Source organism: Streptomyces scabichelini (assembly GCF_011045015.1).
GTDB classification, from domain to species: domain Bacteria; phylum Actinomycetota; class Actinomycetes; order Streptomycetales; family Streptomycetaceae; genus Streptomyces; species Streptomyces scabichelini.
Window position 1 is genome coordinate 1 of sequence record NZ_JAAKZY010000158.1, and the last position, 24,548, is coordinate 24,548.

General features: G+C 71.1%; 24 protein-coding genes and 1 pseudogene. 8 read left to right on the forward strand and 17 right to left on the reverse strand.

Annotation, left to right across the window (positions count from 1 at the left end):
• Positions 1–79 precede the first annotated feature (79 nt).
• The 3 genes from G5C60_RS35830 to G5C60_RS35840 form a co-directional block, all read right to left on the reverse strand.
• Complete coding sequence (locus tag G5C60_RS35830; protein ID WP_241267319.1) at positions 80–853, reverse strand: SDR family oxidoreductase; 774 nt, start codon at positions 851–853, stop codon at positions 80–82.
• Positions 854–861: 8 nt separating this feature from the next.
• Positions 862–2,289: an MFS transporter gene (locus G5C60_RS35835; RefSeq protein WP_241267320.1), complete on the reverse strand. Its 1,428-nt coding sequence runs from the start codon at positions 2,287–2,289 to the stop codon at positions 862–864.
• A 211-nt stretch (positions 2,290–2,500) separates the two neighbouring features.
• Positions 2,501–3,655 carry a hypothetical protein gene (locus G5C60_RS35840; protein WP_165265698.1) on the reverse strand — a complete coding sequence of 385 codons (1,155 nt, stop codon included), beginning with the start codon at positions 3,653–3,655 and terminating at the stop codon, positions 2,501–2,503.
• A 198-nt stretch (positions 3,656–3,853) separates the two neighbouring features.
• Here G5C60_RS35840 and G5C60_RS35845 point away from each other — a divergent pair, with 198 nt between their 5' ends.
• Together G5C60_RS35845 and G5C60_RS35850 are read left to right on the forward strand one after the other, a co-directional pair.
• A complete protein-coding gene (locus G5C60_RS35845; RefSeq protein ID WP_206440394.1) occupies positions 3,854–4,564 on the forward strand; it encodes a response regulator transcription factor in 711 nt (236 codons plus the stop codon).
• A complete protein-coding gene (locus G5C60_RS35850; protein WP_165265658.1) occupies positions 4,552–5,382 on the forward strand; it encodes an ATP-binding protein in 831 nt (276 codons plus the stop codon). The genes G5C60_RS35845 and G5C60_RS35850 overlap by 13 nt, the downstream gene beginning before the upstream one ends.
• 11 nt (positions 5,383–5,393) lie before the next feature.
• Here G5C60_RS35850 and G5C60_RS35855 read toward each other — a convergent pair whose 3' ends face one another.
• The 5 genes from G5C60_RS35855 to G5C60_RS35875 all read right to left on the reverse strand — a co-directional run bounded on the left by G5C60_RS35855 (position 5,394) and on the right by G5C60_RS35875 (position 10,826).
• The gene (locus G5C60_RS35855; RefSeq protein ID WP_165265661.1) at positions 5,394–7,937 is read right to left on the reverse strand and encodes an NB-ARC domain-containing protein; all 2,544 of its coding nucleotides are present in this window, start codon (positions 7,935–7,937) and stop codon (positions 5,394–5,396) included.
• Between the two features lie 62 nt (positions 7,938–7,999).
• A complete protein-coding gene (locus G5C60_RS35860) occupies positions 8,000–8,482 on the reverse strand; it encodes a hypothetical protein (protein ID WP_165265663.1) in 483 nt (160 codons plus the stop codon).
• 89 nt (positions 8,483–8,571) lie between these two features.
• Entirely contained in the window at positions 8,572–8,835 is a 264-nt protein-coding gene (locus G5C60_RS35865; RefSeq protein ID WP_165265702.1) for a helix-turn-helix domain-containing protein, read from the reverse strand.
• Between the two features lie 111 nt (positions 8,836–8,946).
• Positions 8,947–10,059: a sensor histidine kinase gene (locus G5C60_RS35870; protein WP_165265704.1), complete on the reverse strand. Its 1,113-nt coding sequence runs from the start codon at positions 10,057–10,059 to the stop codon at positions 8,947–8,949.
• A gap of 23 nt (positions 10,060–10,082) precedes the next feature.
• Positions 10,083–10,826, reverse strand: coding sequence for a response regulator transcription factor (locus G5C60_RS35875; RefSeq protein WP_165265665.1), 744 nt, complete (start codon positions 10,824–10,826; stop codon positions 10,083–10,085).
• 217 nt (positions 10,827–11,043) lie between these two features.
• On the opposite strand from G5C60_RS35875, the gene G5C60_RS35880 reads away from it, so the two are divergent.
• The 3 genes and pseudogenes from G5C60_RS35880 to G5C60_RS54325 all read left to right on the forward strand — a co-directional run.
• Positions 11,044–11,808, forward strand: a complete 765-nt coding sequence (locus G5C60_RS35880) for a glycosyltransferase family 2 protein (RefSeq protein ID WP_338146030.1) — start codon at positions 11,044–11,046, stop codon at positions 11,806–11,808.
• A complete protein-coding gene (locus G5C60_RS52530) occupies positions 11,805–12,455 on the forward strand; it encodes a TIGR04282 family arsenosugar biosynthesis glycosyltransferase (protein ID WP_241267321.1) in 651 nt (216 codons plus the stop codon). The genes G5C60_RS35880 and G5C60_RS52530 overlap by 4 nt, the downstream gene beginning before the upstream one ends.
• Before the next feature lie 50 nt (positions 12,456–12,505).
• Positions 12,506–12,919, forward strand: a pseudogene (locus G5C60_RS54325) (class I SAM-dependent methyltransferase); the annotation flags it as partial.
• A 227-nt stretch (positions 12,920–13,146) separates the two neighbouring features.
• On the opposite strand, the gene G5C60_RS54330 reads toward G5C60_RS54325, so the two are convergent.
• Entirely contained in the window at positions 13,147–13,632 is a 486-nt protein-coding gene (locus G5C60_RS54330; protein WP_241267322.1) for a hypothetical protein, read from the reverse strand.
• The gene (locus G5C60_RS35890; protein ID WP_165265671.1) at positions 13,632–14,870 is read right to left on the reverse strand and encodes a molybdopterin-dependent oxidoreductase; all 1,239 of its coding nucleotides are present in this window, start codon (positions 14,868–14,870) and stop codon (positions 13,632–13,634) included. Before G5C60_RS35890 ends, G5C60_RS54330 begins: the two co-directional genes overlap by 1 nt.
• A gap of 114 nt (positions 14,871–14,984) precedes the next feature.
• Here G5C60_RS35890 and G5C60_RS35895 point away from each other — a divergent pair, with 114 nt between their 5' ends.
• Positions 14,985–16,406 carry a hypothetical protein gene (locus tag G5C60_RS35895; RefSeq protein WP_420907443.1) on the forward strand — a complete coding sequence of 474 codons (1,422 nt, stop codon included), beginning with the start codon at positions 14,985–14,987 and terminating at the stop codon, positions 16,404–16,406.
• Positions 16,407–16,609: 203 nt separating this feature from the next.
• On the opposite strand, the gene G5C60_RS35900 is transcribed toward G5C60_RS35895, so the two are convergent.
• On the reverse strand, positions 16,610–17,629 hold the full coding sequence (locus G5C60_RS35900) for an NAD-dependent epimerase/dehydratase family protein (RefSeq protein ID WP_165265673.1): 1,020 nt from the start codon (positions 17,627–17,629) through the stop codon (positions 16,610–16,612).
• A 77-nt stretch (positions 17,630–17,706) separates the two neighbouring features.
• Here G5C60_RS35900 and G5C60_RS35905 point away from each other — a divergent pair, with 77 nt between their 5' ends.
• Complete coding sequence (locus G5C60_RS35905) at positions 17,707–18,330, forward strand: TetR/AcrR family transcriptional regulator (RefSeq protein WP_241267326.1); 624 nt, start codon at positions 17,707–17,709, stop codon at positions 18,328–18,330.
• A 28-nt stretch (positions 18,331–18,358) separates the two neighbouring features.
• Here G5C60_RS35905 and G5C60_RS53330 read toward each other — a convergent pair whose 3' ends face one another.
• The gene (locus G5C60_RS53330) at positions 18,359–18,481 is read right to left on the reverse strand and encodes a hypothetical protein (protein ID WP_277611426.1); all 123 of its coding nucleotides are present in this window, start codon (positions 18,479–18,481) and stop codon (positions 18,359–18,361) included.
• 34 nt (positions 18,482–18,515) lie between these two features.
• Positions 18,516–19,337, reverse strand: a complete 822-nt coding sequence (locus G5C60_RS35910; RefSeq protein WP_165265677.1) for an alpha/beta fold hydrolase — start codon at positions 19,335–19,337, stop codon at positions 18,516–18,518.
• An 85-nt stretch (positions 19,338–19,422) separates the two neighbouring features.
• Here G5C60_RS35910 and G5C60_RS35915 point away from each other — a divergent pair, with 85 nt between their 5' ends.
• Complete coding sequence (locus G5C60_RS35915; RefSeq protein ID WP_165265679.1) at positions 19,423–20,850, forward strand: aminotransferase class I/II-fold pyridoxal phosphate-dependent enzyme; 1,428 nt, start codon at positions 19,423–19,425, stop codon at positions 20,848–20,850.
• On the opposite strand, the gene G5C60_RS35920 is transcribed toward G5C60_RS35915, so the two are convergent.
• From G5C60_RS35920 to G5C60_RS35935, 4 genes are all read right to left on the reverse strand, one after another.
• The gene (locus G5C60_RS35920) at positions 20,765–21,649 is read right to left on the reverse strand and encodes a hypothetical protein (protein WP_165265690.1); all 885 of its coding nucleotides are present in this window, start codon (positions 21,647–21,649) and stop codon (positions 20,765–20,767) included. The genes G5C60_RS35915 and G5C60_RS35920 overlap by 86 nt on opposite strands.
• Before the next feature lie 140 nt (positions 21,650–21,789).
• On the reverse strand, positions 21,790–22,641 hold the full coding sequence (locus G5C60_RS35925; RefSeq protein WP_165265692.1) for an ABC transporter permease: 852 nt from the start codon (positions 22,639–22,641) through the stop codon (positions 21,790–21,792).
• Positions 22,638–23,666 carry an ATP-binding cassette domain-containing protein gene (locus G5C60_RS35930; protein ID WP_165265694.1) on the reverse strand — a complete coding sequence of 343 codons (1,029 nt, stop codon included), beginning with the start codon at positions 23,664–23,666 and terminating at the stop codon, positions 22,638–22,640. Before G5C60_RS35930 ends, G5C60_RS35925 begins: the two co-directional genes overlap by 4 nt.
• A 297-nt stretch (positions 23,667–23,963) precedes the next feature.
• Entirely contained in the window at positions 23,964–24,356 is a 393-nt protein-coding gene (locus G5C60_RS35935) for a hypothetical protein (protein ID WP_241267323.1), read from the reverse strand.
• Positions 24,357–24,548: the final 192 nt, after the last annotated feature.

The following is a 24,548-nucleotide window of genomic DNA, read 5'->3' on the forward strand; positions in this document are numbered from 1 at the left end:
GGATGCGGGAGTTCGCGACGGCGGCGGGCGCTGACGCGGTCCCGCCGCCGTACTCGTGAACGCTGGCACGCCGGCCGGGTCAGGGGAGCTGTTGCAGACCGGCGCCGGTCAGCGTGTAAGCGGGCTCCGGCTTCGAGGAGTCCGCTCGTACCAGCTCGACGAGGGCGGTGCCGGCGCTCTCCGGGGTGACCGGCGTGAAGGGCTGGCTGTCGAGGAAGTCCTCCACGGACCGCCCGGCGCGAGCCGCGTACGCCTGGACCGCCAGGCGGCCGACGCCGGTAACCGGTGCGAACCAGGGCAGCACCGTGGTGAACCTGATGTCCAGACCGGCGCGCTCGGCCTCGTCCTGCGCGTAGGCCGCCATGCAGCGCTGGGTGGCCTTGGCCCCTGCGTACCCGCCGCTGAGCGGTGACCCGTTCGGGTTCAGGGCGGCACCGCTGCTGATCACGATCACCCTGCTGCCGGGCCGCAGCGGCGTGAGCAGAGCCCCGCGCAGCCAGTGGAACGTGATCTGGACGTCGGTCTGCCAGTTGACCGAGAACGTCTCCCACGTCTGCTGCTGAAGCGGACGCATGTGCGGGCTCGCGCCCGCCACCAGGACGACGGTCCCCGGCGCGTAGCGGTCGATGAGGTCGGCTACGACCGTGGCGTCACCGGCATCGGCGATCTCCGGCTGAATGCTGCCGGTGCCGTCCGCCGGCTCCGGAAACGCGGTCGCGGTGCGGGACACGGCGACCACCGGGGCGCCGGCCTCGGCGAAGGCGGTGGCGATCCCGCGCCCGAGGCCGCGGCTGGCACCGACGACGATGGTGGTCCGGTCGGAGAGGTCGCTCATGGTGTCCTCCAAAGTCATGTGTTGACTCAACGAAGGTGTTGACCGACCTCGACCTCCTTTGGAATCGGTACGGCGGAAACTGCCGCGCTTCCCCGGCTACCCCCGCCGCGCGGACGCAGCCCGAACCAGATGAAGACCACGCTGACGAGCGTCACGGCCACGTTCACGCTCAGCGCGAGGTGGATGCCGGTCAGTTCCACGGTCTGCGTCGCGGCGACGGCGCTCAGGACCGGGATGCCGACGGTGATGGCCACCTGCTGGGTCATCGAGGTCAGGCCCGTGGCCAGGCCCTGCTCCTCGTCCGGCAGACCCGAGGTCCCGGTCACCGTGTACGCCACGATGGAGGTCACGTGCCCGAAGAACCCGATGAACAGCGCGGGGATCAGAACCGCCAGCCACATCCGGTCGGCGCCGAGGAACACCAGGGGAAGGGTCGACAGGCCCTGTACGGACAGGCCCACGGTCAGGACCTTGCGGGTGCCGAAGCGCCCGATGAAGCGCCCGGCGATCACTCCGGCGGCCACGGCCGCGAGGCCCGGGACGCCGAAGATCAGGCCGGTGGTCAGCGGGGAGAAGTCCAGGGTGTTCTGCAGATAGAGCGTCGTCAGGAAGATCATGGCGGGCTCCATGGTGAAGATCACGAGCCCGGCGTAGTTGCCCCACTTCACCGTGGGCCGCCTCAGGATGCGTACGGGGGCGAGCGGCGCGGCTGAACGCAGCTCGATCACCCAGAACGCGGCCAGCAGCAGCACGCCGACGACAGCGGAGGGCAGGTTCTTCTCGATGATCGCGTAGATCACGGCCAGCAGACCGCCGGTCACGGTCACCGCTCCGGGAAGGTCAAGCCTGACCCGGTCGGGCATCCTGCTCTCACTGATCAGAGCGGGGGTGATCAGGAGGATGACGACGGCGACCGGGACGTTGATGAAGAAGGCGGCGCGCCAGCTCAGCAGGCTGACGAGGGTGCCGCCGACCAGCGCGCCGACGGTGAACCCGGCGGAGAGCAGTGCGCCGTTGAGGCCGAGGACGCGGTCGCGTATCGCGCCCTCCGCGAAGGTGGTGGTGAGCAGGGACAGTCCCGCGGGGATCGTCATCGCGGTGGCGAAGCCCTGCAGCGCCCGGGCGGTCAGCAGCATCTCGGGACTGGTCGCGAAGCCGCCGAGCAACGAGGCCCCGGTCAACAGGACCATGCCGGACAGAAACAGCCTGCGGCGCCCGAACAGGTCCGCCATCCTCCCGAACACCAGGGCGAAGCCGGCGGCGGGCAGCGCGTAGGCGGAGGTGACCCACGGAAGCCCGTCCAACCCCAACCCGACACCGGCTCCGACCTGCGGCAACGCAACATTCAGAATCGAGAAGTCGACGGACAGCATGAACCCGGCACCCAGCAGAACGAACAGAATCAACCGCTGCCTGCCGCTGATCCGGGGCGGCAAGGTCGTGTTGGTGGTCATGAGAGCTCCCCTCATTGAGCGCAACCCAAAGGTTGCACATCAACGCCGCACACGCAACCAAGGGGTTGCACAACGGGCCCCTTCAGGGGCGCGGGGAACTGCGCGCCCAGCCACAACGGACCGCCAGCCGAGATGCGACGTCACAAGGGGGGCCTGGGGGCGCAGCCCCCAGTTTCGGGAAGGGGCGGGGCTGGGGAAAGAAACCCCCCGCTCAGCCCACCCGCTGAGCACCCCGAAGCCACTCCAACCGCTGCTGAACATGCTGAAGCGCACCCTCACGCCGCCCCGGCACACGCCGCCGCAACTCGACCAGGGCAGCCCCCAGTTCACGAGCGGGCCCGGCATCAGCGATACGCCCCCACTGGTGGTGCGCCCGATCGACGGCAGCCTCGACGGCGGAGTCCTCCGCGGACTGCCCCGCACCGAGCCGCACACCGGCCACAGCCAGCCAGGTACGGCAGCTGAGAGCGGCGTCACCGGCGAACATGGCCAGATCAGCCCGTACTTCCATCCAGTGGACGACCTCGTCGGAACCGGGCCCGTACGTACGCAACGCGTCCTGCTCCCACCGCGCAGCCAACTCGGCAGCCTCACCGTGCCGCCCGGCCTCCACGGCGGAGGCGATCTCGGCGTGCGGGTCGCCGGACGCGGGCATCACGGGCGGGGAGGCGGCGGGCGTGAAGGGCGCGGGTACAAAAGGCGCAGGCGTGGAGTCCACCGCCAGCACGATGTCCCGCTGAGCCCGCTGAGCCCGGCGAGCCCCCTCCAGCTCCTCCCCCGACGCCCGCGTCAACGCCTGCTGATGCAACTGCGCCGGCAGCGGACGGTGACCGCTGCGCAGAATCGTGGCGAGGGACTTCATGTACGTCGGCACCGCGAGCGTCCGCCGAGGCGGAGGCGGGGCGACGCGCCCGTACAGCCGGACCCCCGGCCCCACGTCGAGCGGCCGGCTGACGAGGTGCTGCCAGGTCTCCGCGTCGGCGTGCAGGTCGACGAACACCGTCGTGCTGCCCGGCGCGCGCAGCCGCAGTTCCTCGCGGACCCAGTGCCAGGGGAAGCCGGTGTAACGGACGGTCGACGGGGTCGTACGGGCCAGGGCCAGGTGCGGAAGCCGCTGGCGGCGGTCGAGTTGGAGCTGGCCGGTGACGAAGACCGTGAGCGGGCCGACGGCCGTCGCGGCGGCGCGCAGCCGGGTCAGGACCGCCTGGGGCTCCAACGGGTCGGCCAGTTCGACGACGTTCGCGGTGTCCGTCCCGGAGAGCACCGCGGGCGCCACCGCCGCGAGCACGGGAAGCACCGACGTCGCGTCCACCAGACAGCCCTTGCCCACCGGCGAAGCCGCGAGCAACAGCACGGTTCCTGGCATCGTTCCCGCCCCCTCCCCATCGTTCAGCACGTCAGCACCGTAACCGCTGCGCGTGCAAAGCGGGGCTACGGGGATGCCAGGGATACATCGGGGATACATCGGGCAAGCGGAGGAAGCCCGTCACCCTACCTGTGGGTACGTGTGACGATGGATGCGCCTGTGAAACTTGAAGTATCAAGGCCAGCAAAGGAACAGGACATGACTCACCCTGTCCCCGCCACCGGCCGTCTCCTCGTGGTGGACGACGAGGACGGCGTTCGCGACATGCTCACGATGGCCCTGGAATTCGTCGGCTTCGAGGTGACCTGCGCCGCCACCGGCCACCAGGCCCTGCGGGCCGTCACCCGCCGCGCCCCCGATCTCGTACTGCTCGACGTCAACCTCCCCGACCTCGACGGCTTCGAGGTCTGCAGAAGCCTGCGCGAACGGGGCCTGAACGTGCCCGTGTTGTTCCTCACCGGGCGCACCGACGTCGACGACCGGGTGCGCGGCCTCGACCTGGGCGGCGACGACTTCGTCACCAAGCCGTTCGAGCTGAAGGAGGTGGTGGCCCGTATCCGCGCCCTGCTGCGCCGCACCTCCGAACGGCCCGCGTCCGAACGGCCCGCGCAGCACAGCCAGTTGAGTGCCGGTCACGTACAACTCGATCCCGACAGCCACCAGGTGTGGGCGGCCGGGCAGCCCGTCGGACTCACCCACACCGAGTTCTCCCTGCTGCGCTATCTGATGGAGAACGCCGGGCGGGTGCTGACCCGCCCGCAGATCCAGGAGCGCGTCTGGAACCACCGCGACGAGGGTTCCGGCATCGTGGACACGTACGTCTACTACCTGCGGCGGAAGCTGGGCGACGGGGACCAGTCACTCATCCGTACCGTCCGCGGTGTGGGCTATCTGCTGTGCACGACCTGACCGTCGGGCTCTGGATCCAGTTCGGGGTCGCGCTGCTGCTCGCTGCCACGCCGGCCGGTGTGCTGTGGGTGCACCGGCGGGAGGCGAGGCGGTGGGAGGACTCGGAGCTGCGGCTGCGGCAGTTCCTGGTCACCGCGGGGCACGAACTGCGCAACCCGCTGACCACCATCTCCGGTTACACCCAGCTCGCCCTCGTCGACGACCGCTCGCACGAGCACATGCGCACCGAAGCGCTCGGGCGGGTGCACGACGAGATCGAGCGCATGGACTCGCTCATCGACGAGCTGGTCCTGCTGTCCCGCCACGACCTCGGCCGGGCGCTCCGGCGCCGCCGGGTGGACCTGGCGGAGCTGTGCCGCGAAGCGGTCGCGTCCGCCCGCGACTGCCATCCCGGCCATCCGGTACGGCTCCTCGTCGCGCCCGGCGACCACATCGTCCGCGGTGACCCGCAGCGGCTCCATCAGGTGGTCGCCAACCTGTTGGCCAACGCCCGTAGGCACACACCCGTCGGCACCTCGACCACCCTGGCCGTGGGCACGGAGGACGGCTACCGGGTCCTGGAGGTGAAGGACGACGGACCGGGCGTGCCGCCCGAACTGCGCGCCCAGGTCTTCGATCCCTTCGTACGAGGAGACGTGGGCACCGCCGCCTCCGGCACCGGCCTCGGCCTCAGCGTCGTCGCGGCGATCACCACGGCCCACGGCGGCTCGGCAACCCTCGAACCGTCGGACGGCGGCGCCTGGTTCAGAATCCGACTACCTGCGGCACCTTGGAACTCAGAGGACTCAGAGGACTCACCTGCGCCATCGCGCCCCTGAGACACGCCCGCTCATATGCCGTTGCCGTCAGGCCGACGTGGTCGACGGCGCCAGAAGGGCGTCCTGTCTGCGGTGGACGGGTGCGTGTTCGCAATCTGACTCTGGGCGGTCGTCAGGTATCGGGAAAGCTGGCCCGTCAGGCGACGGTCCCGGCGGGCCAGCGGCAGCCTGGTGGCCTGACTGAGGCGCTCGTAGGCCGTGTGCCATTCCCGCAGGTAGGTAGCTGCGATACCGCTGTGCATCAGTGCCAGCGCCTCGCCGTCCGCGTCCTGTGCCAGGAGGCAGAGCTGCAGCGCTCGTTCGGCGTGCGTGAACGCTTCTTCGAACCGCAGGGTGGCCGCCAGGGCGATGCTCATCTCCACGTGTGCGAGGCCGAGGTGGCTGCGGTGCGCCCCACGCGCCGGATCCTCACCGGCCGACTCCATCAGGCGTACGGCTTCCAGACCGGCCTCAAATGCCGCGTGCGGCTGAGCAGTCGCGTTGTGGAGCGCGGCCAGCCGGACCAGGATGCCGCCTGCCACCTCCGGGTGCTGCTCACGGCAGAGGGTGAGTGCCGCGTCGATGGCGGAGAACGCCCCCTCCGTGTCGTTGAGGGCACGGAAGCTGAGTGTGCCGAGAAGGGCCAGAGCCCGGGCCTCACCGAGCTGGTGCCCGTCGCGTCTGCAGGCATCGAGCGCGGTCCGGCAGCACTCGTCCGACACGTCGCCCGCGCCCGCCGTCAGGGCGATCTCCGCCAGTCGGAGCAGCAGGTCCCAGAGCCTCCTCCGCTCGGCCGGGTCTTCGAGGAGCCCGCCAAGCGCCTCTGCGTATGTGTCAGCGTCCCGCAGTTCGTCGCGCTCCGGTACGACGCTTTCCGTGGCGCCCTCTGTACCACCCTCCGTGCCGCCCTCCCGCTGGGCGCCCGGCGCCTGGATTCCCCGCCATTTCTGTTCCTGGTACGCGACCATGGCGGCGAAGACCTCAACGGCCCGGCGCACGCTTGCGTCGGCGTCAGCAACACGCCCGGCGGCCCGTTGGGCACGGGTGAGGCTGGTCAGCGCCCAGATCTCCGCCTGCCTGTCGTGCACCTCGCGCGCGGTGTCCAGGGCGTACCCGCTGACTGACTCCCACTCCTCGAAGTGACGATGTCGCTCGAAGTGGGGCACGAGCACCCGGGACAGGGCGAGCGCACGATCGTGGTAGCCGAACACCACAGCCATGGACAGGGCCGCCATGAAATTGGGGTGCTCTTGCTCCGCCTCCTGCACGGTCGCCCACTCGGGGACGACGACTCCCGCGGCGACAGGTGCCAATGCCTCGGCGGCGACCACGTAATGCGCCAGCAGCTGTTCGACCACCGGCTTCTGATCGTCACCATGCTGGTCGAGCAGCTCGACGGCATAGGCGCGGATGAGGTCGTGCTGTCGCCAGCGGCGGTCCCCGGCCCGCTCCACGAGGTGGGCGCGGGCGAGCTGTTCCATCAGAAGATGCCCCTCGGGCCCCGGTACACCGCTGAGGGCGGCTGCGGCAGTCGAGGAAAGGTGGGGTCCGGGATTCAGGGGGATCAGCCTGAACTGCCGGGCCTGGTTGTCGTTGAGGCGCTGGTAGGACAGGTCGAAGGCGGCGCGTACCGCGCGGTCGCCGTCGTCGAGGAGGTCCAGCCGGCTGCGGGCAGCCGTCAGGTCGTCGGCGAGATCACTGGGCAGCCGAGTGCGGTCGCCCACCAGCAGCGCGGCGACGATATGCAGTGCGAGCGGCAGGTTGCCGCACAGCTCGGCCAGCCGGGCGAGGCTTCCGGGGACCCGCTCCAGGCGTGCCCCGTCGTCGTGGCCGAGCCACCGCTGGACCTGGGACCGGATGAGGTCGACGCTCTGCTCCGGTGGCAGGGTGCCCAGTTCGAGAGGGCGGGAGCCACGCGGGGTGAGGGTGTGCCGGGAGGTGACGATCACGCGGTGACGCCGTGCTGCCGGCAGCAGCTCAGCCACCTGCTCGGTGACCGAGGCGTTGTCGAGAACGAGGAGGACTGCCCGGCCCGCCTCGGCCCGGGCAGTCAGCAGCCGGTGGAACTGGGCAGCCTGGCCCGCAGCGGAGTCGGCCACCTCTCCCTCCCAGCCAAGGGCATACAGCATCGGGGCGAAGACGTGGACAGGCCGCAGTCGGTCCGCAGGCTCCGGGGCGTAACCGTGCAGGTCGACGAAGACCGCGCCGCCGGGGAACCAGCCGCGGCCGACCGCTGTTGCCGCACTCTGTTTGGCCAGCGCGGTCTTGCCGATCCCGGCGAGACCGGCGACGGCGGAGACCACGACCGTACCCGCGGCTTCCGACTCGGGCGTCAACACCGCCAACAGGGAGTCGAGTTCGTCCCTCCGTCCGACGAAGACGTCCGAGACTGCCTCGTCAGCCGAGACAATCGGCTCGACGACGGCTACCGCGCCCGGGGGTGCGACGTGGTGGTGGACTTCCGTGATGTGCTGGTCTCGTTGGGCCTGGTAGACCCGACGCCCCTGCGCGGTGTCGGCGTTGATGGTGACGTGCCGCGCGTGCCCGAAGGCGATGCTGCCGTGGTCGGCGTGCACCCCACCGTCCCGCTGGGCCTGCCCCGTGTTGTGAGCTGGTGTGTTCGCGTCTGCCGGTCCGGTCAGCCCCGGTTCGGACCGGCCGGGGGAGGGGGATTGAAGTTCACATTTCCGTGCACTTCGGCGGCGGCCAACGAGCCGCCTTCTGCGCTGATGCTGATGTCCCGCCCAGCAGCCACACCGCGCTGACCAGCCGTCACGGACCCAGGAAAGTCCCTGAGGTGACTGTCGAGGATTCGCTGCAACTCCTCCCCCGCACGCTCCCTTTCCGGCAGCGGAAGCTCCTCGAGCAGGTTCAGGAAACGGGCCTGCCATTCGGCCGCCAGCTCACGGCGCCTGTGGGTGACTTCGCCCGAGCCGGCGGAACGCACGGCGGCGTCCGTGGCGTCGAGGCGGGCCAGGGCCGTGTCTTCCTCCCCTGCGTCTCCGCGGCCGAACCACCGGGCCGCGGCTTGCCGAAAGCCGCTCCATGCATCCGTCCCCGCGGCCTGCACCACGGCGAGGCCTCCCGTGGCAGAGAGCGTCATCAGCGCTTCTTCCAGCATTACTGCCCCTCGTCGGAGATGTCCTTGGTGTCCCAATGATCGGTCAGGTCCCCAACAGCCGGGGCAAGTGTGCGGTGACCAGCAGCACCCTAGCGTTCTTGCCCGGGCGCCAGGCCGGGCGATGGGTCATCAGATGCAGTAGATGCAATTCGCCGGGGTTGCAGCGCCTTGCGCCACTGCTGGGGCGTCACGCCGTACGCCGTCTTGAAGCGGCGGGTGAAGTGGCTGGGGCCGGTGAAGCCCCAGGCCCGTGCGACCGCGGCGCGCGCGCCCTCCAGCCGCTGCTCGATGATCCACTGCTCCAGACTCAGTCCCGCCTGAGCGCACAGCCGGTAGAGGACGCGTACGGAGATGTTGTGGGCGCGCCCGCGCCCCCTTTAGGGGCGCGGGGAACTGCGCGACCAGCCACAGACGGCCCGCAGCCTACGAACAACCCGCATTCGCCAGGCCACCAAGCGGAGCGCTCACGCATCCACCGTCGGCAGCGTGACCTCGAAACGGCAGCCTCCCGACACGTTGCGTACGGCGGCGTGCCCCTGGTGGGCCTCCACGATGCCGCGCACGATGGCGAGGCCGAGACCCGCGCCGGCCGGAGGCGTCCGCGCGTGGGTGCCGCGCCAGCCCGTGTCGAAGACGCGGGGGAGGTCCTCCTCGGGAATGCCTCCGCAGCCGTCCGTCACCGACAGCACGACCCCCTCCGGGGAGCGGTGGGCGGCCACCGCGACCGTCCCGTCCGACGGCGTCCGGCGGATCGCGTTGACCAGCAGATTGCCGAGGACCCGGCTCATCTCCTTGCCGTCGACCTCGACCGGCACCGGCTCGATGCCGTCGCCGACCAGCCGTACGCCGTGCTCGCGGGCGAGCGCGTGCGCCCCCGCGAGCGCGTCCCCGACCAGGTCGTACACCGACATGCGTGCAGGACTCAGCGCCAGCGTGCCCGCATGGATCCGTGACAGCTCGAACAGGTCGCCGACCATGTCGTTGAGCCGCTCGACCTCCGTACGGATCTGCCGCAGATAGCGCTCCGGCTCCGCCGCGACTCCGTCCTCCAGGGCCTCCGACATCGCGCGCAGCCCGGCCAGCGGGGTGCGCAGGTCGTGCGAGATCCAGGCGACGAGTTCGCGCCGGGAGGTCTCCAGGGCGCGTTCGCGGTCGCGGGACTCGGCGAGCTTCGCGCTGGTGGCCGCCAACTCCCGGCTCAGCGCGGCGAGTTCCGCGGTCGCGGGGCCGACAGGGGCCGCGAAGTCACCGCCGTCGCCGAAGGAGCGGGCGGCGAGCGTGAGCGCCCGGCTGCGGCCGACCACCCAGTGGCCCAGGATCAGCGCGGTCGCCAGCGAGACCACGGCCGCCATCGCGACGACCGTCGTCACGACGGCGAGGTCGTGATCGTTCAGGAACATCGCCTGCGCCACCGCCAGTGTTCCGGCGAGCATCGCCGTCACGGCGACGGCGGTGACCACGGCCAGCGAGACGGTCAGGGACCGCCGCCGGACGAGCCACAGCGTGAGGGCCCCGAACAGTCCGGCGGCCGCCGCTCCGAGGAAGGCGAAGAAGGCGATGAGGAGTATGTCCTGCATGGGGGGTATGTCCTCCATGGCGATCAGTCCTCCCCGCCGTCGGAGGCACCGGCCGTGTCGAAGCGGTATCCGACCCCCCACACCGTCTGGATCAGTGCGGGCCGGGCCGGGTCGGTCTCGATCTTGGCGCGGAGGCGGCGTACGTGGACGGTGACCGTGGAGAGGTCGCCGAAGTCCCAGCCCCAGACCTCGCGCATCAGCTCCTCACGGCTGTACGCATGGCCCGGGTGCCGCAGGAAGAAGGCGAGGAGGTCGAACTCGCGGACGGTGAGGGCGAGTTCCGTACCGTCCTTGGTGGCGCGACGGCCCTCCGGGTCCACGGTGAGGCCGGCCGCGCCAAGGAGACCGCGTGACTCGGCGGAGGGCCGGCTGCGGCGCAGGACGGACTCGACGCGCAGGACCAGCTCGCGGGGACTGAAGGGCTTCGTGACGTAGTCGTCGGCGCCCACTTCCAGGCCGAGGATCCGGTCGTCCTCGTCCCCACGGGCGGTCAGCATGATCACGGGTACGGGACCCCGACCGCGCATCCGGCGGCACACCTCCAGGCCGTCCATGCCGGGCAGCATCAGGTCCAGTACGACCAGGTCGGGCCAGTGCGCGGCGGCCTGCGCGAGCGCGGCGGGACCGTCGACGGCCCGATCCACCACGTAGCCCGCGCGGTCGAGGTAGCCCGAGACGACCTCGGCGACGGTGGGGTCGTCGTCGACGACGAGGACGCGGGCGCCCGGGGTGTCGTACGGCTGCGGCTGCGGCTGCGGCTGGTGCATGAGGTCAGCCTCGCACCGCGGGCGCGCGGATGTCGTACCTCGGCGGCCCCCAGACCTCGACCGTCCTTGATTCGTAAGGAGATCCGTCGATTCATAAGGAGTTCCGCCGGGAGATCCGTCGGGAGATCCGTACGGAATCCGCGCGGCGAATCGACGTCCGCGTTTCGTAAGGAGCCGATGCCCGGAATGCCCTTTTCGCGTTCGTACTGTGAAAGCCGTGAACCCCACCACGAAACCCGACGTCGATGTCGTCCTGCCCTGCCTGAACGAAGCCGCCGCCCTCCCCTGGGTGCTGGCCCGCATCCCCGAGGGCTGGCGCGCCCTCGTCGTGGACAACGCGTCCACCGACGGCTCCGCCGACGTGGCCCGCGACCTCGGCGCGAGAGTCGTCCGCGAGGAGCGGCGCGGCTTCGGGGCGGCGTGCCATGCGGGGCTCGTCGCGGCGACCGCGGACATCGTGTGCTTCTGCGACTGCGACGCCTCGCTCGACCCGTCCCTGCTCGTGCCCTTCGTCCGCGAGATCCGGGACGGCGAGGCCGACCTGGTGCTCGGGCGGCGGCGCCCGCAGGGCCGGGGCGCCTGGCCGCCGCACGCCCGCGCGGGCAATCTCGCGCTCTCCCGGATGCTCCGCCGCCGCACCGGCGTACGCCTGCACGACCTCGGCCCTCTCCGCGCCGCCCGCCGCGAGGACCTGCTCGGCCTCGGCCTCACGGACCGGCGCAGCGGCTACCCCCTGCAGATGGTCGTCCGTGCCGCCGACGCCGGCTGGCGCATCGCCGAGCACGACGTCCCGTATCTGCCGCGCACCGGCGCCTCCAAGGTCACCGGCACCTGGCGCGGGACCTGGCACGCGGTGCGCGACATGCGCCGGGTGCTGGCGGAGCCGGCGTACGCCACCTTCCAGGGCCCTGGCCGCGAACCCGTCCAAGCACCTGGCCATGGACCCGGCCAAGACCCCGTCCAAGGAGGAGCCCGCCGATGACCACCCTTCTCGTCATCGCCAAGGAACCGCGGCCCGGACGCGTGAAGACCCGGCTCACCCCGCCGTTCACGCCCCGACAGGCGGCGGAGCTGGCGGAGGCCGCGCTGGCCGACACGTTGCGCGCGGTGCTCGCGACGCCCGCGGACCGGCGGGTGCTGGTGCTCGACGGGGAGCCCGGACCGTGGCTGCCGCCCGGCGTCGAGGTGGTCCCGCAGTGCGCGGGCGGGCTCGACGAACGGCTGGCCGCCGCCTTCGGCGGATGCGAAGGACCGGCGCTGCTGGTCGGGATGGACACGCCTCAGGTGACCGCCGAACTCCTCGCGTTCGGGGCCGACTTCACGGACTGCGACGCGTGGTTCGGGCCCGCGGAGGACGGGGGCTTCTGGGCGTTGGGGCTCGCCTCGCCCGACCCCGCGCTGCTGCGTGGAGTCCCGATGTCGACGGCCACGACGGGCGCCGTGCAGCGAGCGCGGCTGACCGCCGCCGGACTGCGCGTACGCGATCTGCCGCGGCTGCGCGATGTCGACACGGCGTACGACGCCTCCCTGGTCGCCGAGCTTGCCACCGCTCAGGGACAGTACGGGCGATTCGCAGCGGAGTTCGAACGGCTGACGTCGGGCGTGGGGCGATCGGTCGTCGAGCGATGAGCACGGCGAATGCGATGGGCACGGCGAGTGCCATGAGCACCGCGAGTGCCATGAGCACGGCGACCGCGTGGTGCGTCGACCCGTACGCGGACGCCCTCCGCAACGGTCGCGGCCCCCTCTTCCTCCGCCGCGCCGACGGATGGCTGCTCCCGCTGGAGGTCGAGCGGTGGTGTGCGCGGGCAGACGCCGCCGATCTGTCCGCGCTGCGGCGGTGCGAAGGGGCCGTGCTGGACGTCGGGTGCGGACCCGGGCGGCTGGTCGCGGCGCTCGCCGTACGGGGGCGCACCGTGCTCGGGATCGACGTCAGCGAGGCGGCCGTCGCGCACACCGTGGAGCTCGGCGGGCAGGCGCTGCGCCGGTCGGTGTTCGAGCCGTTGCCGGGGGAGGGGCGCTGGGGTACGGCGCTGCTCATCGACGGGAACATCGGGATCGGCGGGGATCCGGACGCCCTGCTGCGGCGCATGGCCCAACTCCTCGCGCCCGGCGGCCTGTTGATCGCCGAGACCGCGCCCGTGGACATCGACGAACGCGTCCAGGTACACGTCACCGACGCGCAAGGAGCCGCCGGAACCCCCTTCCCCTGGGCCCGGCTCGGCAGCCGGGCCCTGCTCCGACGCGCACGCCGACTCGGCTGGCGTACGGACCACACGGACCGCACGGACCGTATGGACCGCACGGACCGCACGGGCGGTCAGTGGACGGCGGAAGGCCGCTGTTTCGTGGCCCTGCGCCGCGCCCGCACCATACGGATCAGCAGCCACAGCGCCGACGCCCCGAACAGCACCGCCGTCATCAGCAGCCAGCGGCCCAGGAACACATCGCCTGGCAGGCCGCTGGACGCCTCGTAACGCCGCTCCACCCGCCCGCTGATCAGCGGGAACCACACCAGCAGGAGGAGTCCGGACAGCACGGCCGGGACGCGGACGAACGCGATCCACTCCCGGTGGCCGACCGCCCCGAGTGCCGTCCGGACGACCCGGTCGGCAGCGGCGTACAACGGCAGCAGTACGAGGTCGTGCAGCAGCGCCGCCCCGACCATCCACATCAGTACGCCCCACCAGTCCCCCGCGAGCAGCTGCACGCCGGCGTACGCGACGAGCGCGAACGAGCAGGCGAGGAGCAGGAGTTGGAGAGGGCTCTCGCCGTACCAGCGGCGCCATCGGTCTCGTACGCGCATCACAGGTCTCCGAACGTCAGCCGGGCCACCCACTTGGTATTCAGGACACCGGGCGCCGCGGGGACGATGATGCGCGCCGGGTAGCCGTGGTCGGGGGTCAGCGGCTCGCCGTTGACGTACAGGGCGAGCAGCGAGCGCGGGTCGCTGACCTGGTTGTCGCGCAGGGCGGCCCGGCGGAAGGCACCACGCCGCTGAAGGGACTCCACGAACAGGTCGGGCGCCTGCTCGTACCCCGCCAGCTCCGCCAGATCCCGCAGCCGTACGCCCCGCCACCACTGGTCGCCCGTCGACCAGCCCTCCACGCAGGCGATGGGCAACGCGGCGCTGTACAGGGGCAGTTGGTCGAGGTCGGCTCGGCTGAGGCGGACTGCGCGGTGGCGTCCCTCGACGACCAGCCGCCACGCCTCGTCGCTCGTCTCACCCGCCCGGATCCCCACCGCCGCGGCCGTCTTGTTGATCTGGAAGCCGCCGGGTCCTGATCCCGGGTCCGAACCGCCGTGCGGCGCGAGAAGCGCCGTTCTGCGCAGGGGCCCGTCGAAGTTCTGCCCCACGGTCGTGACGAGCAGGAACAGCGACGAGCCGCCGACCAGTCCGAGCGCCCCGCGCCGGGAGACGCTGGGCTGATCGGGCCGGGGCGACACCAACTCCCCCTTCTCCTTCTCCTTCTCGTCGCCCCGTGCGCGGCGGATGTTGCGCAGGACCGTCGGCGTCTTCAGCGCCGTGTGCGCGACGAAGGCGGCGAAGAACACCCAGGCGCCGTAGAAGTGCAGGGGATAGAAGGAGCCGGGGAAGACGTAGTCCAGCTGGACGTTCAGCACTCCCGTCACGAACTCGAACAGCGCGCTCGCGACCAGCACGAGCAGCGAGAGCCGTTCCAGCGCGTGGCCGAGCGAGCGCGCGGGCGGCAGCTCGAAGAGCTTCGGCACGACCGACCACAGCTTCGCGAGGAGTATGGGGATCAGGGCGACGCCGAGCGTGACGTGCACGCCCTGGTTGAGGCGGTACAGCCAGGGCGGATCGGTGGGCCAGGCGAACAGGTAGAAGCCGAGGAGGCCCTTGTCCGGGGTCTTGTCGTTGACCGGCGAGAGGTTCGGGTTGTACGCGGCGTACGACACGAGGCCCGTCACGAACAGGACCGTGATCCCGGCGAGCAGCACGACGCCGAGCAGCGAGGTGAGCCGGGGTCCGCGCAGGGGGCTGCGCCAGAAGGCGGGGGAGGTGGGGAGCCGTTCGCTCATGCCCCGACGGTAGGCCGGTGCGGGCCCACCGAGGGGTGCGCGACTCATGACGAAAGGCTGACGTCCGCGCTGGCCGGGGCCATGCGGGGGCGGTCCCGCCCTAGCGTTTCCGCCGTGAACCGTGACCTCCGTCATGACCTCCGTCGTGATCTCCGCCGGGACCCTCGCCGCGACACGCGCCGGGACATTCGCCGTGACCTGTACGCCGCCGTGGCCGCGGCGCTCCTCTTCGCCACGGCCGCCGTCGTCGGCCACGCCATCGAGAACTCCGACGGCACGCTGCACCTCGCCTGGGCGCCGCTGTACGCCTGGTGGTCGCCGCAGGTGGGCCCCGGGACCCCGGCCGCGATCACGGTGGCCGTGGCGGTGATCGCGTACGGCCCCGGAGTCGCGGCCCGTCTGCCCTGGCGTGCGCTCGTCCCGGCGGCCTGGGTCACCGCGATGGCCTGGACGTGGTCGCTGGCGCTCATCGACGGCTGGTACTACGGCATCGCGCGACGGCTCACCACCAGGTACGAGTACCTCCAGGTCATCGACCGCTTCGACGACATCGGGGCGACCCTGCGGAGCTTCACGCAGCACATCCTGATCGACTCGCCCGACCACTGGCCCCCGCACACCGCCGGCCATCCGCCGGCCGCGACACTCACCTTCGTCTGGCTCGACCGCATCGGCCTCGGGGGCGGAGGCTGGGCGGGCGTCTTCTGCATCACGGTCGGAGCTTCCGCCGCCGCGGCCGTCCTCGTCGCCGTACGCGCCCTCACCGACGAGGCACTCGCCCGCCGGGCCGCCCCGTTCCTCGCCCTGGCTCCGGCGGCGGTCTGGGTGGGCACTTCGGCGGACGGTTACTTCGCGGCGGTCGCGGCGTGGGCGGTGGCGCTGCTGGCGCTGGCGGTCACCGGCACGGGCCGGACACGGGCACGGGCCGCCGTCGCACTCGCCTCGGGGCTGCTGTTCGGCCTCACCGTCTATCTGTCGTACGGCCTGACCCTGTTCGCGATCATCGCCGCCACCGTGCTCCTGCTGACCTGGCGGCAGTGGCCACCGGCCCTCTTCGTCCCGCTGCTGGCGGGCGTGGCCGTCGTGCCCGTCGCCTTCACCCTCGCGGGCTTCAACTGGTGGGAGGGATACCGCCTGTTGGTCGAGCGCTACTACCAGGGTGCGGGTGGCTTCCGGCCGTACTGGTACTTCGTCTGGGCCAACCTCGCGTGCACGGTGCTTCTCGTGGGGCCGGCCACGGTGGCGGGGCTGCGGCGGACGCTGACCACCGTGCCGGGTGCTTGCCGTCGGGTGCGCGCCGGAGTCCCGACCACCACCGACCGCCTCGTCGGTCTCGTCGTGGCCGGGCTCCTCATGGTGCTCGCCGCCGACCTCTCCGGCATGAGCAAGGCGGAGACGGAACGCATCTGGCTTCCCTTTGCCTTCTGGCTGTTGCCCGCGACGGCGCTGCTGCCTCGGGGCGGGCAGCGGGGGTGGCTGGCTGCCCAGGTGATGGTTGCACTGACGGTCAACCACCTGTTCCACACGGGGTGGTGAGCGCAGGGCTTTTCCTTCGAGAAGCCGGACTCGTCCTCGACGTCGATCCACGCCCCAAGCACCGCCGCGAAGTCGGCCAGGGAAAACTGCGGACCACCGCCGCAGGCGACCAGCCGGTCCCGGCAGCCGCCGCCGTGAGAAACGTGGCGCGGTTCTCCTGTGGTGCGGGCCGGCGCGCACCTGCCGTTGCTTCCAGCCCGGCCTCAGACGAGTCCGCGCTCGGCGAGGCTGCGGCCGGTTTCCTCGATCGTGTCGGGGATCGAGTGAAGCGGGCGGCCCAGGAGCGCCTCGGCGGGGTTGTGGTCGAAGCGCTGCGCCGAGCCGATGAGCCACCGGTTGTCGCGCAGCTGAGGTTCGAACACGCTCGCGACCCAGGTAAGCCATGTCGTCATCGCCCGCCTGGGGATCTTCCCGCTCGCCTCGGGAAGCCTCTCGCGGAGCACCGCGGCGACGTCGATGAGCGAGGACGGGTCGGTCGCGACGATCGTGCGATTCGCCCCCGCCGTTTCGGAGGTCATCGCCTCGATGTGCGCGTCGGCGACGTCTCGCACGTGTACCCACGGGAGTCGCAGGTCTGGGACCATCGGCAGCGCGCCGGCCATGATCTGCTGGATCGCCGAGACCGAGGTGCCCGGGTCGTCGGAGAGGAGGGGCCCGATGACCGCTCCCGGGTTGATGACGGCGAGCCGGTCGCGCACGCCGCGTCGGTCGGCGATGTCCCACGCCGCGCGCTCGGCCTGGACCTTCGAAACCACGTAGGCACCGAGGCCGCGGCGGTCGAGTCGGGTCCAGTCGGATGCCGTGAAGACGTGATCGCTGCGCGCCGGAGCGAACTGCACCGCCGCGAGAGACGAGGTGACGACCACGCGCTCCACGCCTGCATCGAGCGCTGCGTCGATTGCCCGCGTCGTGCCCTGTACGGCGGGGCGGATCAAGTCCTCCGGGTCCTTCGGCTTCGTCGTGACGAAGGGGGAAGCGACGTGCAGTACGAAACGGCAGCCTGCGGTCGCGGCCGCCCATCCCTCGTCCGACAGCAGATCGAGCTGCAGGACCTCCAACAACGTGTCGTCTGCGCCTGCCCCTTCCAGCGCAGCGCGCACCTCGGCAGTGCGGGCCGGTGACCTCACCGACCCGCGGACCGCGTATCCGCGCCGCAGAAGCTCTGCCGCTATGTGACCGCCGATGAACCCCGAGACACCCGTGACAAGGACCGTGTCTGTCATATCTACCCCAGCTGATCGCCCGATCTTGACAGTGAGCAGTTTACGGGCGGTCTACTCACTGTCAAGATAGGGACTTGATGATGACCGAAGAGCCGAGGTCCGGCGATCGTTACCACCACGGCAATCTGCGCGCGGCGCTGCTCGACAGCGCACTGGAAGTGCTGTCCGAGAGCGGTGTCGCCGGGTTCAGCATGCGCGAGGCCGCGCGGCGAGCGGGAGTGTCGCAGTCCGCTCCCAAGCACCACTTCGGCGATGCGCGCGGGCTGCTCGGCGCGCTCGCCACGCGCGCCTACCGCCAGCTCTGCGACCGGCTGGAGGCGGTGGAGGTCGTCGGGCGCGATGTGCGGGAGCGGGTCGCGGCGCTCTCGGCCGAATATGTTGCGTTCGCCCGGGACAACCGCGCGCTGTTCGACCTCATGTGGCGCATGACCCAGTTCGACTTCAACGATCCGGACCTGATCGAGCAGAAGCACCGGGCACTCCGCGCCCTGGACCGTGGCCTGCGCGGCCAAGATGCGCAGCTACCGGACAATGCGGACCCTGCGCTGGTGCCGAGCTACGCAGTGTGGTCACTCGTGCACGGCTACACAAGCCTCGCGTTGGAGGGCGCGATCGACGACGACACCCCAGATCCGTTGACGAGCGACTTGCTCCCCGCGATGCTGCGGCTCCTCGATATGTCCCCGATCGCCCCTGACTAACTGGTGGTGTCCGGTGGCGGTTCGATGATCAGGCTGGTGCCGCGAGACAGCCTTCGATCAGGTCGGGCCGGTACTGGATCTTCTTGAGCTTGCGCTTGACAGCGCGGGCGAGGTGGGCAAGATCCGCGGCGGCGAAGTCCGCTTCCGGCAAGACCGTTGAACGATGGGTTGCGGACGCTGACCGCTCAAGCCAACGCGTCGACCCGCTCCAAGAAAGCCGCCAGTGCCTCGTTGAACTCCCCCGGACGTTCCAGGTTCGGCATGTGGGCCGCGCGGGTGATGACGTGGAGCGTCGAGTCGGGGAGTGCGTCGTGCATCGCCTGCGCGTCGGAAACCGGTGTGTACGAATCGTCCTCGCCCACCACCACCAGCGACGGAACCGTGACCCGGGTGAGGAGGTCGCGGTAGTCGGGCCGTTCCGCCCGCCCCCGCAGGGCCGCTGCCGCGCCCGCGGGAGGCGTGGCGGTCATCATGCGGTGGACGTGGGCGGCCACGTCCGCGTCGGCGTACGGCGCGACCATCTTGTGGAGGACCTCGTCCGCGTAACCGCGCATACCTTCCCTCAGGAGCCGGTCCGCCGTCTCGTTGCGGGACTTCTTGCCGGCCGGAGTCTCCGGGGAGGCGAACGTGTCGGCCAGGATCAGGCCCCGGATGCGGTCCGGGAACTGGCGGTAGCACTCCATGACGATCTGGCCGCCCATCGACAGGCCGCCGAGGATGAAGTGCTCCACGTGCAGCTCGTCGAGCAGGGCCGCTATGTCCTCGGCGAACGTGGAGAGTGGGGTGAGTGGGATGCCCTCTGGAGCTGCCCCCGGAGCGGCCCCCGGGGTGACCGGCGACGCGCCGTAGCCGCGCAGGTCCGGGGCGATCACTCGGCGGGTCGGGGAGAAGGCCGCCACCTGGGGTGTCCACATCGTGTGGTCGAAGGGGTGGCCGTGGATCAGGACAAGAGGCAGAGGCGTTGAGACTTTCGGGCCTTTGTCCTCGTATGCGAGGAAGGGTGCCATGAGTGGACCCTAGGTGGCATCAACTGCTCGGTGCAATGAAATCTTTGCCCTCGGTGCAATCCGGGGCGAGGGGAATGGGGTGTGTGTGGAGGACTATCGGCGGATCGCCGACCGGCTGGCCGAGGAGATCCTCACCGGTCGGCTGAAGCCCGGCGAACGGCTGCCGCCGCAACGGGTGTTCGCGCGTCGGCGGCGTATCGCCGGGTCCACGGCAGGGCGCGTCTACGCGGAGTTGGTGCGGCGGGGGCTGGTGGTCGGCGAGGTGGGACGCGGGACCTTCGTACGGGCGGGTCCTGTGCCGTCGGGGCGGGCGCTGATCGAGGCCGAGGCCGAGGCACAGTCCGCGTCGGCGTCCGAGGGGGAGGCCGCTGGGGCCCGTATCAATCTGGAGCTCAACTACCCCTTCGCGGAAGGGCAGTCGGAGCTGCTGGCCGCCGGGCTCGCGCCCTTGCTGCGGGCCGACGTCCTGGCGGAGGTCACGCGTACGGCACCCGCCACGGGGACACCCGCCGCGCGTGAGGCGGTCGCCGGGCTGCTGGGCGGTCCGGGGTGGCGGCTCCCTCCGCAGCGGGTTCTCTTCGCCGGCAACGCCCGGCAGGCCATCGCGGGCGCCCTCGCCTCGCTCGTACGGCCCGGAGGGCGCGTCGGCGTGGAGGCGCTGACGTATCCGCTGGTCAAGGAGATCGCCGCGCGGCTCGGGATCACGCTCGTACCGCTCGCGATGGACGAGGAGGGGATGCGGACCGACGGGCTCGTCGCCGCCCACCGCGCCGCGCCGCTCTCCGCCGTCTACGTCCAGCCGACCCTCCACAATCCCACCTCCGTGACGATGGGGGACGGGAGGAGGCGTGAACTCGCCGGTGCACTGAGGGAGTTGGGCCTGCCCGTCATCGAGGACCGGATCTGGTCCTTTCTGCGGGACGGCCGGGCGGGCCCCACTCCCCTCGCCTCCTACGCCCCGGAGCGGACGTACGTCGTCGACGGCCTTTCCAAGCGCGTCGCCCCGGGGCTCACGGTCGGGTTTCTCGTCGTGCCGGAGGGGCGGGTGGAGGCGGTCGCGGAGGCTCTGCGGTCGGGAGGGTGGACGGCGGGGCGGTTCGCCATGGAGGCCGCTGTGCGGTGGATCGAGGGCGGGACGGTCGAGCGGCTCGTCGCGGCCAAGCGAGCCGACGCGCGGACGCGGCAGCGGCTCGTCGAGGAGTGGCTGGCCGAATTCGGCGTACGGGCCGATCCGTACGCGTACTACACCTGGTGGGAGCTGCCCCCGCCCTGGCGCGCGGACATGTTCACGGCGGCGGCCGCGGCGCACGGAGTGGCGGTGACACCGGGCCCGGCGTTCGCCGTGGAACCCCAGCGCAACCGAGCCGCGCACCCCACCACGCCCGGCTCTCTGGCGCCCACGACACCCGGCTCCCCGGCGGACGCCGTCAGGCTCGGGCTCGCGTCTGTTCCGGTGCCTGTGCTGGAGGAGGCGTTGCGGATTCTGCGCGACGTCGCGCGCGGCGGTCCGTGAGCCAGGTCGTCGCCGCCACCGTGAGGCTCAGGGCGAGGATGAGCCAGGTCGCCGTGCGGAGGGTGGACGTGAGGGCGTCGTAGACCGCGGCCGCCGCGGCGCGGGAGACGTGGGGCGGGAGATCGTCGAGGGTCAGGGCGCGGCCGACGGCGGTCGCCAGGGCGAGGAGCGCGGCGCCCAGGGCCGTACCCAGAGCGGTGGCCATGATCGCGCGGCGGCGGCGTACCGCCAGGAGGATGCCGCCGGCGGTCAGCGCGACCGCCGCCAGCGGGAGCCAGAAACCCGCGAGATCCAGCATGCGGAACCCCTTCCGGAGCGTGGCCACTTCCCGGGCCCCGAGGACGGTGACCTCGGTGTGCTCGACGGGGATGCGGTGCGCCAGCGGAACGCGGTCGTCGGCCAGCCGGTCCTTGAGCCGCTGGGTGACGATCGCGAGGTCGAGCGTGACCGCGTCGTCGTGGTCGCTGCGCAGGGCCCGCAGGACGGCGTCGTGCGCGGCCCCGAGCGCGGTGTCCCAGGCGGCGCGGAAGGCCGGCGTGCCGGTGAAGGACCGCACCGCCTCGCGCACGAACGCGCGGACCTCGCCCTCCAGCGGCCCTGGCTCGACCTCCGCCATGATCCCTTCGGTGACGGTGTCCGTGATCGCGCCCCGTACGTCGCGCCCGTCGGCGAGCGGTCCCATCGCGGCGACGTACCTCCTGGTGTCGCCGATCTCGTACTTGGCCCACGCCGAAAGCCCGCCCAGCGGCACGAGGAGGCAGCCGAGGACGATCAGCACCGCTGAGATGACTTTCCGCACATCTCAAGAAAGGACCCCGGCCGTGTCCCGAAGCCATCGGGCACGGCCGGGGTGACTGCATCCGGACGTTGATTGCGTCCTTCCGGGGGACTCCGGGGGAGCCGGACGGACACCCGGACGGACCGACACCCGGACGTCGGTCACTTGCGGTTGTAGAGCCGCATGGTCAGCGGGCCGAGGACCGCCACGAACAGCGCGGCCCAGCCCAGCGTCCACGCGATCTCCTCGGTCGGCCAGGAGCCGGCCATCAGGTCGCGGACCGCCGAGGCGACGTGCGTGATCGGGTTGTTGTTGACGAAGGCCTGGAGCCAGCCGGGCATCGTCTCGGGCTTGACGAAGATGTCGCTGAGGAAGGTCAGCGGGAACAGCACCATCATGCTGACGCTCATCACGCCCTTCTCCGTGCGCATCAGCAGACCGACCATCGTCCACACCCACGAGAAGGCGAAGCAGAAGACGATCAGCAGCACCACGCCCGCCACCACGCCGGGGAAGCCGCCGTCCGGACGGAAGCCCATGATCAGGCCGACCGTCAGCATCACGATCGACGCGAGCGTGTAGCGCAAGGCGTCACCGAGCAGATAGCCGACCATCGTCGACGGCCGCCAGATCGGCAGGGAACGGAAGCGGTCGAAGACGCCCTTCTCGATGTCGATGTTGATCGCGAGGCCCGTATACATCGTGATCATGGTCACGGACATCACGAGGATGCCGGGCAGCAGATACTGGATGTACTCGCTCGGCGAGCCCGCCAGGGCGCCACCGAACAGGTACGTGTACATCAGCACCATCATGATCGGGAACGCCGTCACATCGAACAGCTGCTCCGGTACGTGCTTGATCTTGAGCATCGCCCGCCAGCCGAACGTCAGCGACGTCTGCAGCGCGTTCGGCCGCGGCGGCCGCTCCCGGGCGACGAGCAGTTCGGCCAGGCTCTCGGTGCGGACCGGAGTGAGTTCCGTGCTCTCCGTGGTCTGGGTCGCGGTGCTCATGCCGTGGCCTCCTTCGGCTGCGCGGGAGTCTGTTCGTCGTGGTCGGTCGGGCTGCCGGTGAGGGCCAGGAACACCTCGTCAAGACTGGGCTGTCCCAGCGAGAAGTTGTCGACGATGATCCCCGCGCGGGCGAGTTCGGCGAGGGCGCGGGAGGCCTTCTCGGAGGGCCCACAACCGTTCGCGTCGCCGTTGCTGCCGACCCGGGCCGTCAGGGCCACCGGGTCCGGCTCCAGCTGTATCTCCGCGTCGAGGGCCTGGCGCAGCAGCAGCTCGGCGTCCGGGCGCTGGTGCGCGTCCCGCAGCCGTACGTGCACGGCACCCGCGCCGACCGAGGCCTTCAGCTCGCCCTTGGTGCCCTCGGCGATGACCTTGCCCTTGTCGATGACGGCGATCCGGGACGCCAACTGGTCGGCCTCGTCCAGGTACTGGGTGGTGAGGAGGACCGTCGTGCCCTGGGCGACCACCGCTCGTACGATCTCCCAGACCTGGTTGCGGCTGCGCGGGTCCAGGCCCGTCGTCGGCTCGTCCAGGAACAGCAGGTCCGGGGTGTTGAGGATGGACGCGGCGATGTCGATACGGCGCCGCATGCCGCCCGAGTAGTTCTTCACCTGGCGGCCCGCCGCCTCCGACAGGCCGAAGGCGTTGAGGAGCTGGGCCGCACGGTCGTACGAGGCCTTCTTGCTGTGGCCCGTCAGGCGGCCCAGGAGTACGAGGTTCTCGGTGCCGGTGAGGTCCTCGTCGACCGAGGCGTACTGCCCGGTGAGGCTGACCCGGCTGCGGACCGCGTCCGCCTCCCGTACGACGTCGTGGCCGAAGACGTGGGCCTCGCCGCCGTCGGGGCGGAGCAGGGTCGCCAGCATCCGCACCGTGGTCGTCTTGCCCGCGCCGTTCGGCCCGAGCAGGCCGTACACCGTGCCGGCCTCGATGCGCAGGTCCACGCCGTCGACGGCACGATTGTCGCCGAAGGTCTTCACCAGGCCCGCGGTCTCGATGGCCGGCCCCCCGGCTAGGTGATCGCTTTTCATGTCCGCCCCATCCAGTCCTCTACGAGTGCTGTGCATGACTACGAGCACTGCGAGCGCTACGAGTGCTCTGTGCGATGTGGTGTTCGCTGAGATGTAGACCTCTGCCGGGCAGCAAACTCATCGTAGATTTCGGCACCGGATACGTCGTGGGGATTTTGTCCTAGTCCCGCGGTCGCCGCGGGGTGGTCCTCCGGTCGTCGGTCCCTGGCTGAAGTCATGCCGCAAAGGTAGGGACCGTATAGGTCAGATCCTGTCCTCTTGGCCGCAGTTTCGCCGCGGTTTCGCCGCAGTCTCCGGTCAGTCCTCCGTCGTGTAGAAGCGGTAGAACACCACCGCGAACACGCTCACCGCCGCCACGAACCCCATGGCCGCCGCCAGCAGGACGCTCGCGCCGGTGAGGCTGCGGAGAAAGCCGACCGCGACGCCCGCGAACCCTGCCCACGCGCCGGCGCGCAGCTCGCGCACCAGGTGCGGGGCGAGCAGGCGCAGGCCGAGGTAGAACGCCATGAAGGCAATTCCCGACGCCACGCCGAGGAGGACGTTCCAGCCGGTGATGGGGCCCGCCTCGCGGTCGATCGCCGCGGCCCACAGGCCGTAGACGATGCCGCCGAGCACGGGTGCGGTGAGTTTCAGCGCGAGCTTTATGGGGCTGCCGTGCGTCCGTACGGTGCGCGGTGCCGCGTGAGCCATGACCGCACTCCTCTCTCCTCGCCCCTGTCTCCAGAGCACACCTGGGGGCCCGGGCGGGCAAGTCGGACTACGGACTCGGTTTCCTACGGACTCGGTTGCGCCGACGGCACTGCGGTCGGGACGGCCGACGAGGGCGGGCCCTCGGAACTCTCGGTCCCGGGCTCGGGGCCGGTGGGGCGTGGGGTGACGGGC

Excerpts from the sequence above, each read along its gene's own strand:
- G5C60_RS35875 (WP_165265665.1), bottom strand. The coding sequence starts at position 10,826 with ATGCACCAGCCGCAGCCGCAGCCGCAGCCGTACGACACCCCGGGCGCC.
- G5C60_RS35830 (WP_241267319.1), bottom strand. The coding sequence starts at position 853 with ATGACTTTGGAGGACACCATGAGCGACCTCTCCGACCGGACCACCATC.
- G5C60_RS35910 (WP_165265677.1), bottom strand. The coding sequence starts at position 19,337 with ATGGCACCCTTCCTCGCATACGAGGACAAAGGCCCGAAAGTCTCAACG.
- G5C60_RS35900 (WP_165265673.1), bottom strand. The coding sequence starts at position 17,629 with ATGACAGACACGGTCCTTGTCACGGGTGTCTCGGGGTTCATCGGCGGT.
- G5C60_RS35925 (WP_165265692.1), bottom strand. The coding sequence starts at position 22,641 with ATGAGCACCGCGACCCAGACCACGGAGAGCACGGAACTCACTCCGGTC.
- G5C60_RS52530 (WP_241267321.1), top strand. The coding sequence starts at position 11,805 with ATGACCACCCTTCTCGTCATCGCCAAGGAACCGCGGCCCGGACGCGTG.
- G5C60_RS35870 (WP_165265704.1), bottom strand. The coding sequence starts at position 10,059 with ATGCAGGACATACTCCTCATCGCCTTCTTCGCCTTCCTCGGAGCGGCG.
- G5C60_RS54330 (WP_241267322.1), bottom strand. The coding sequence starts at position 13,632 with ATGCGCGTACGAGACCGATGGCGCCGCTGGTACGGCGAGAGCCCTCTC.
- G5C60_RS35845 (WP_206440394.1), top strand. The coding sequence starts at position 3,854 with ATGACTCACCCTGTCCCCGCCACCGGCCGTCTCCTCGTGGTGGACGAC.
- G5C60_RS35840 (WP_165265698.1), bottom strand. The coding sequence starts at position 3,655 with ATGCCAGGAACCGTGCTGTTGCTCGCGGCTTCGCCGGTGGGCAAGGGC.
- G5C60_RS35935 (WP_241267323.1), bottom strand. The coding sequence starts at position 24,356 with ATGGCTCACGCGGCACCGCGCACCGTACGGACGCACGGCAGCCCCATA.
- G5C60_RS35905 (WP_241267326.1), top strand. The coding sequence starts at position 17,707 with ATGATGACCGAAGAGCCGAGGTCCGGCGATCGTTACCACCACGGCAAT.
- G5C60_RS35890 (WP_165265671.1), bottom strand. The coding sequence starts at position 14,870 with ATGAGCGAACGGCTCCCCACCTCCCCCGCCTTCTGGCGCAGCCCCCTG.
- G5C60_RS35930 (WP_165265694.1), bottom strand. The coding sequence starts at position 23,666 with ATGAAAAGCGATCACCTAGCCGGGGGGCCGGCCATCGAGACCGCGGGC.
- G5C60_RS35860 (WP_165265663.1), bottom strand. The coding sequence starts at position 8,482 with ATGCTGGAAGAAGCGCTGATGACGCTCTCTGCCACGGGAGGCCTCGCC.
- G5C60_RS35835 (WP_241267320.1), bottom strand. The coding sequence starts at position 2,289 with ATGACCACCAACACGACCTTGCCGCCCCGGATCAGCGGCAGGCAGCGG.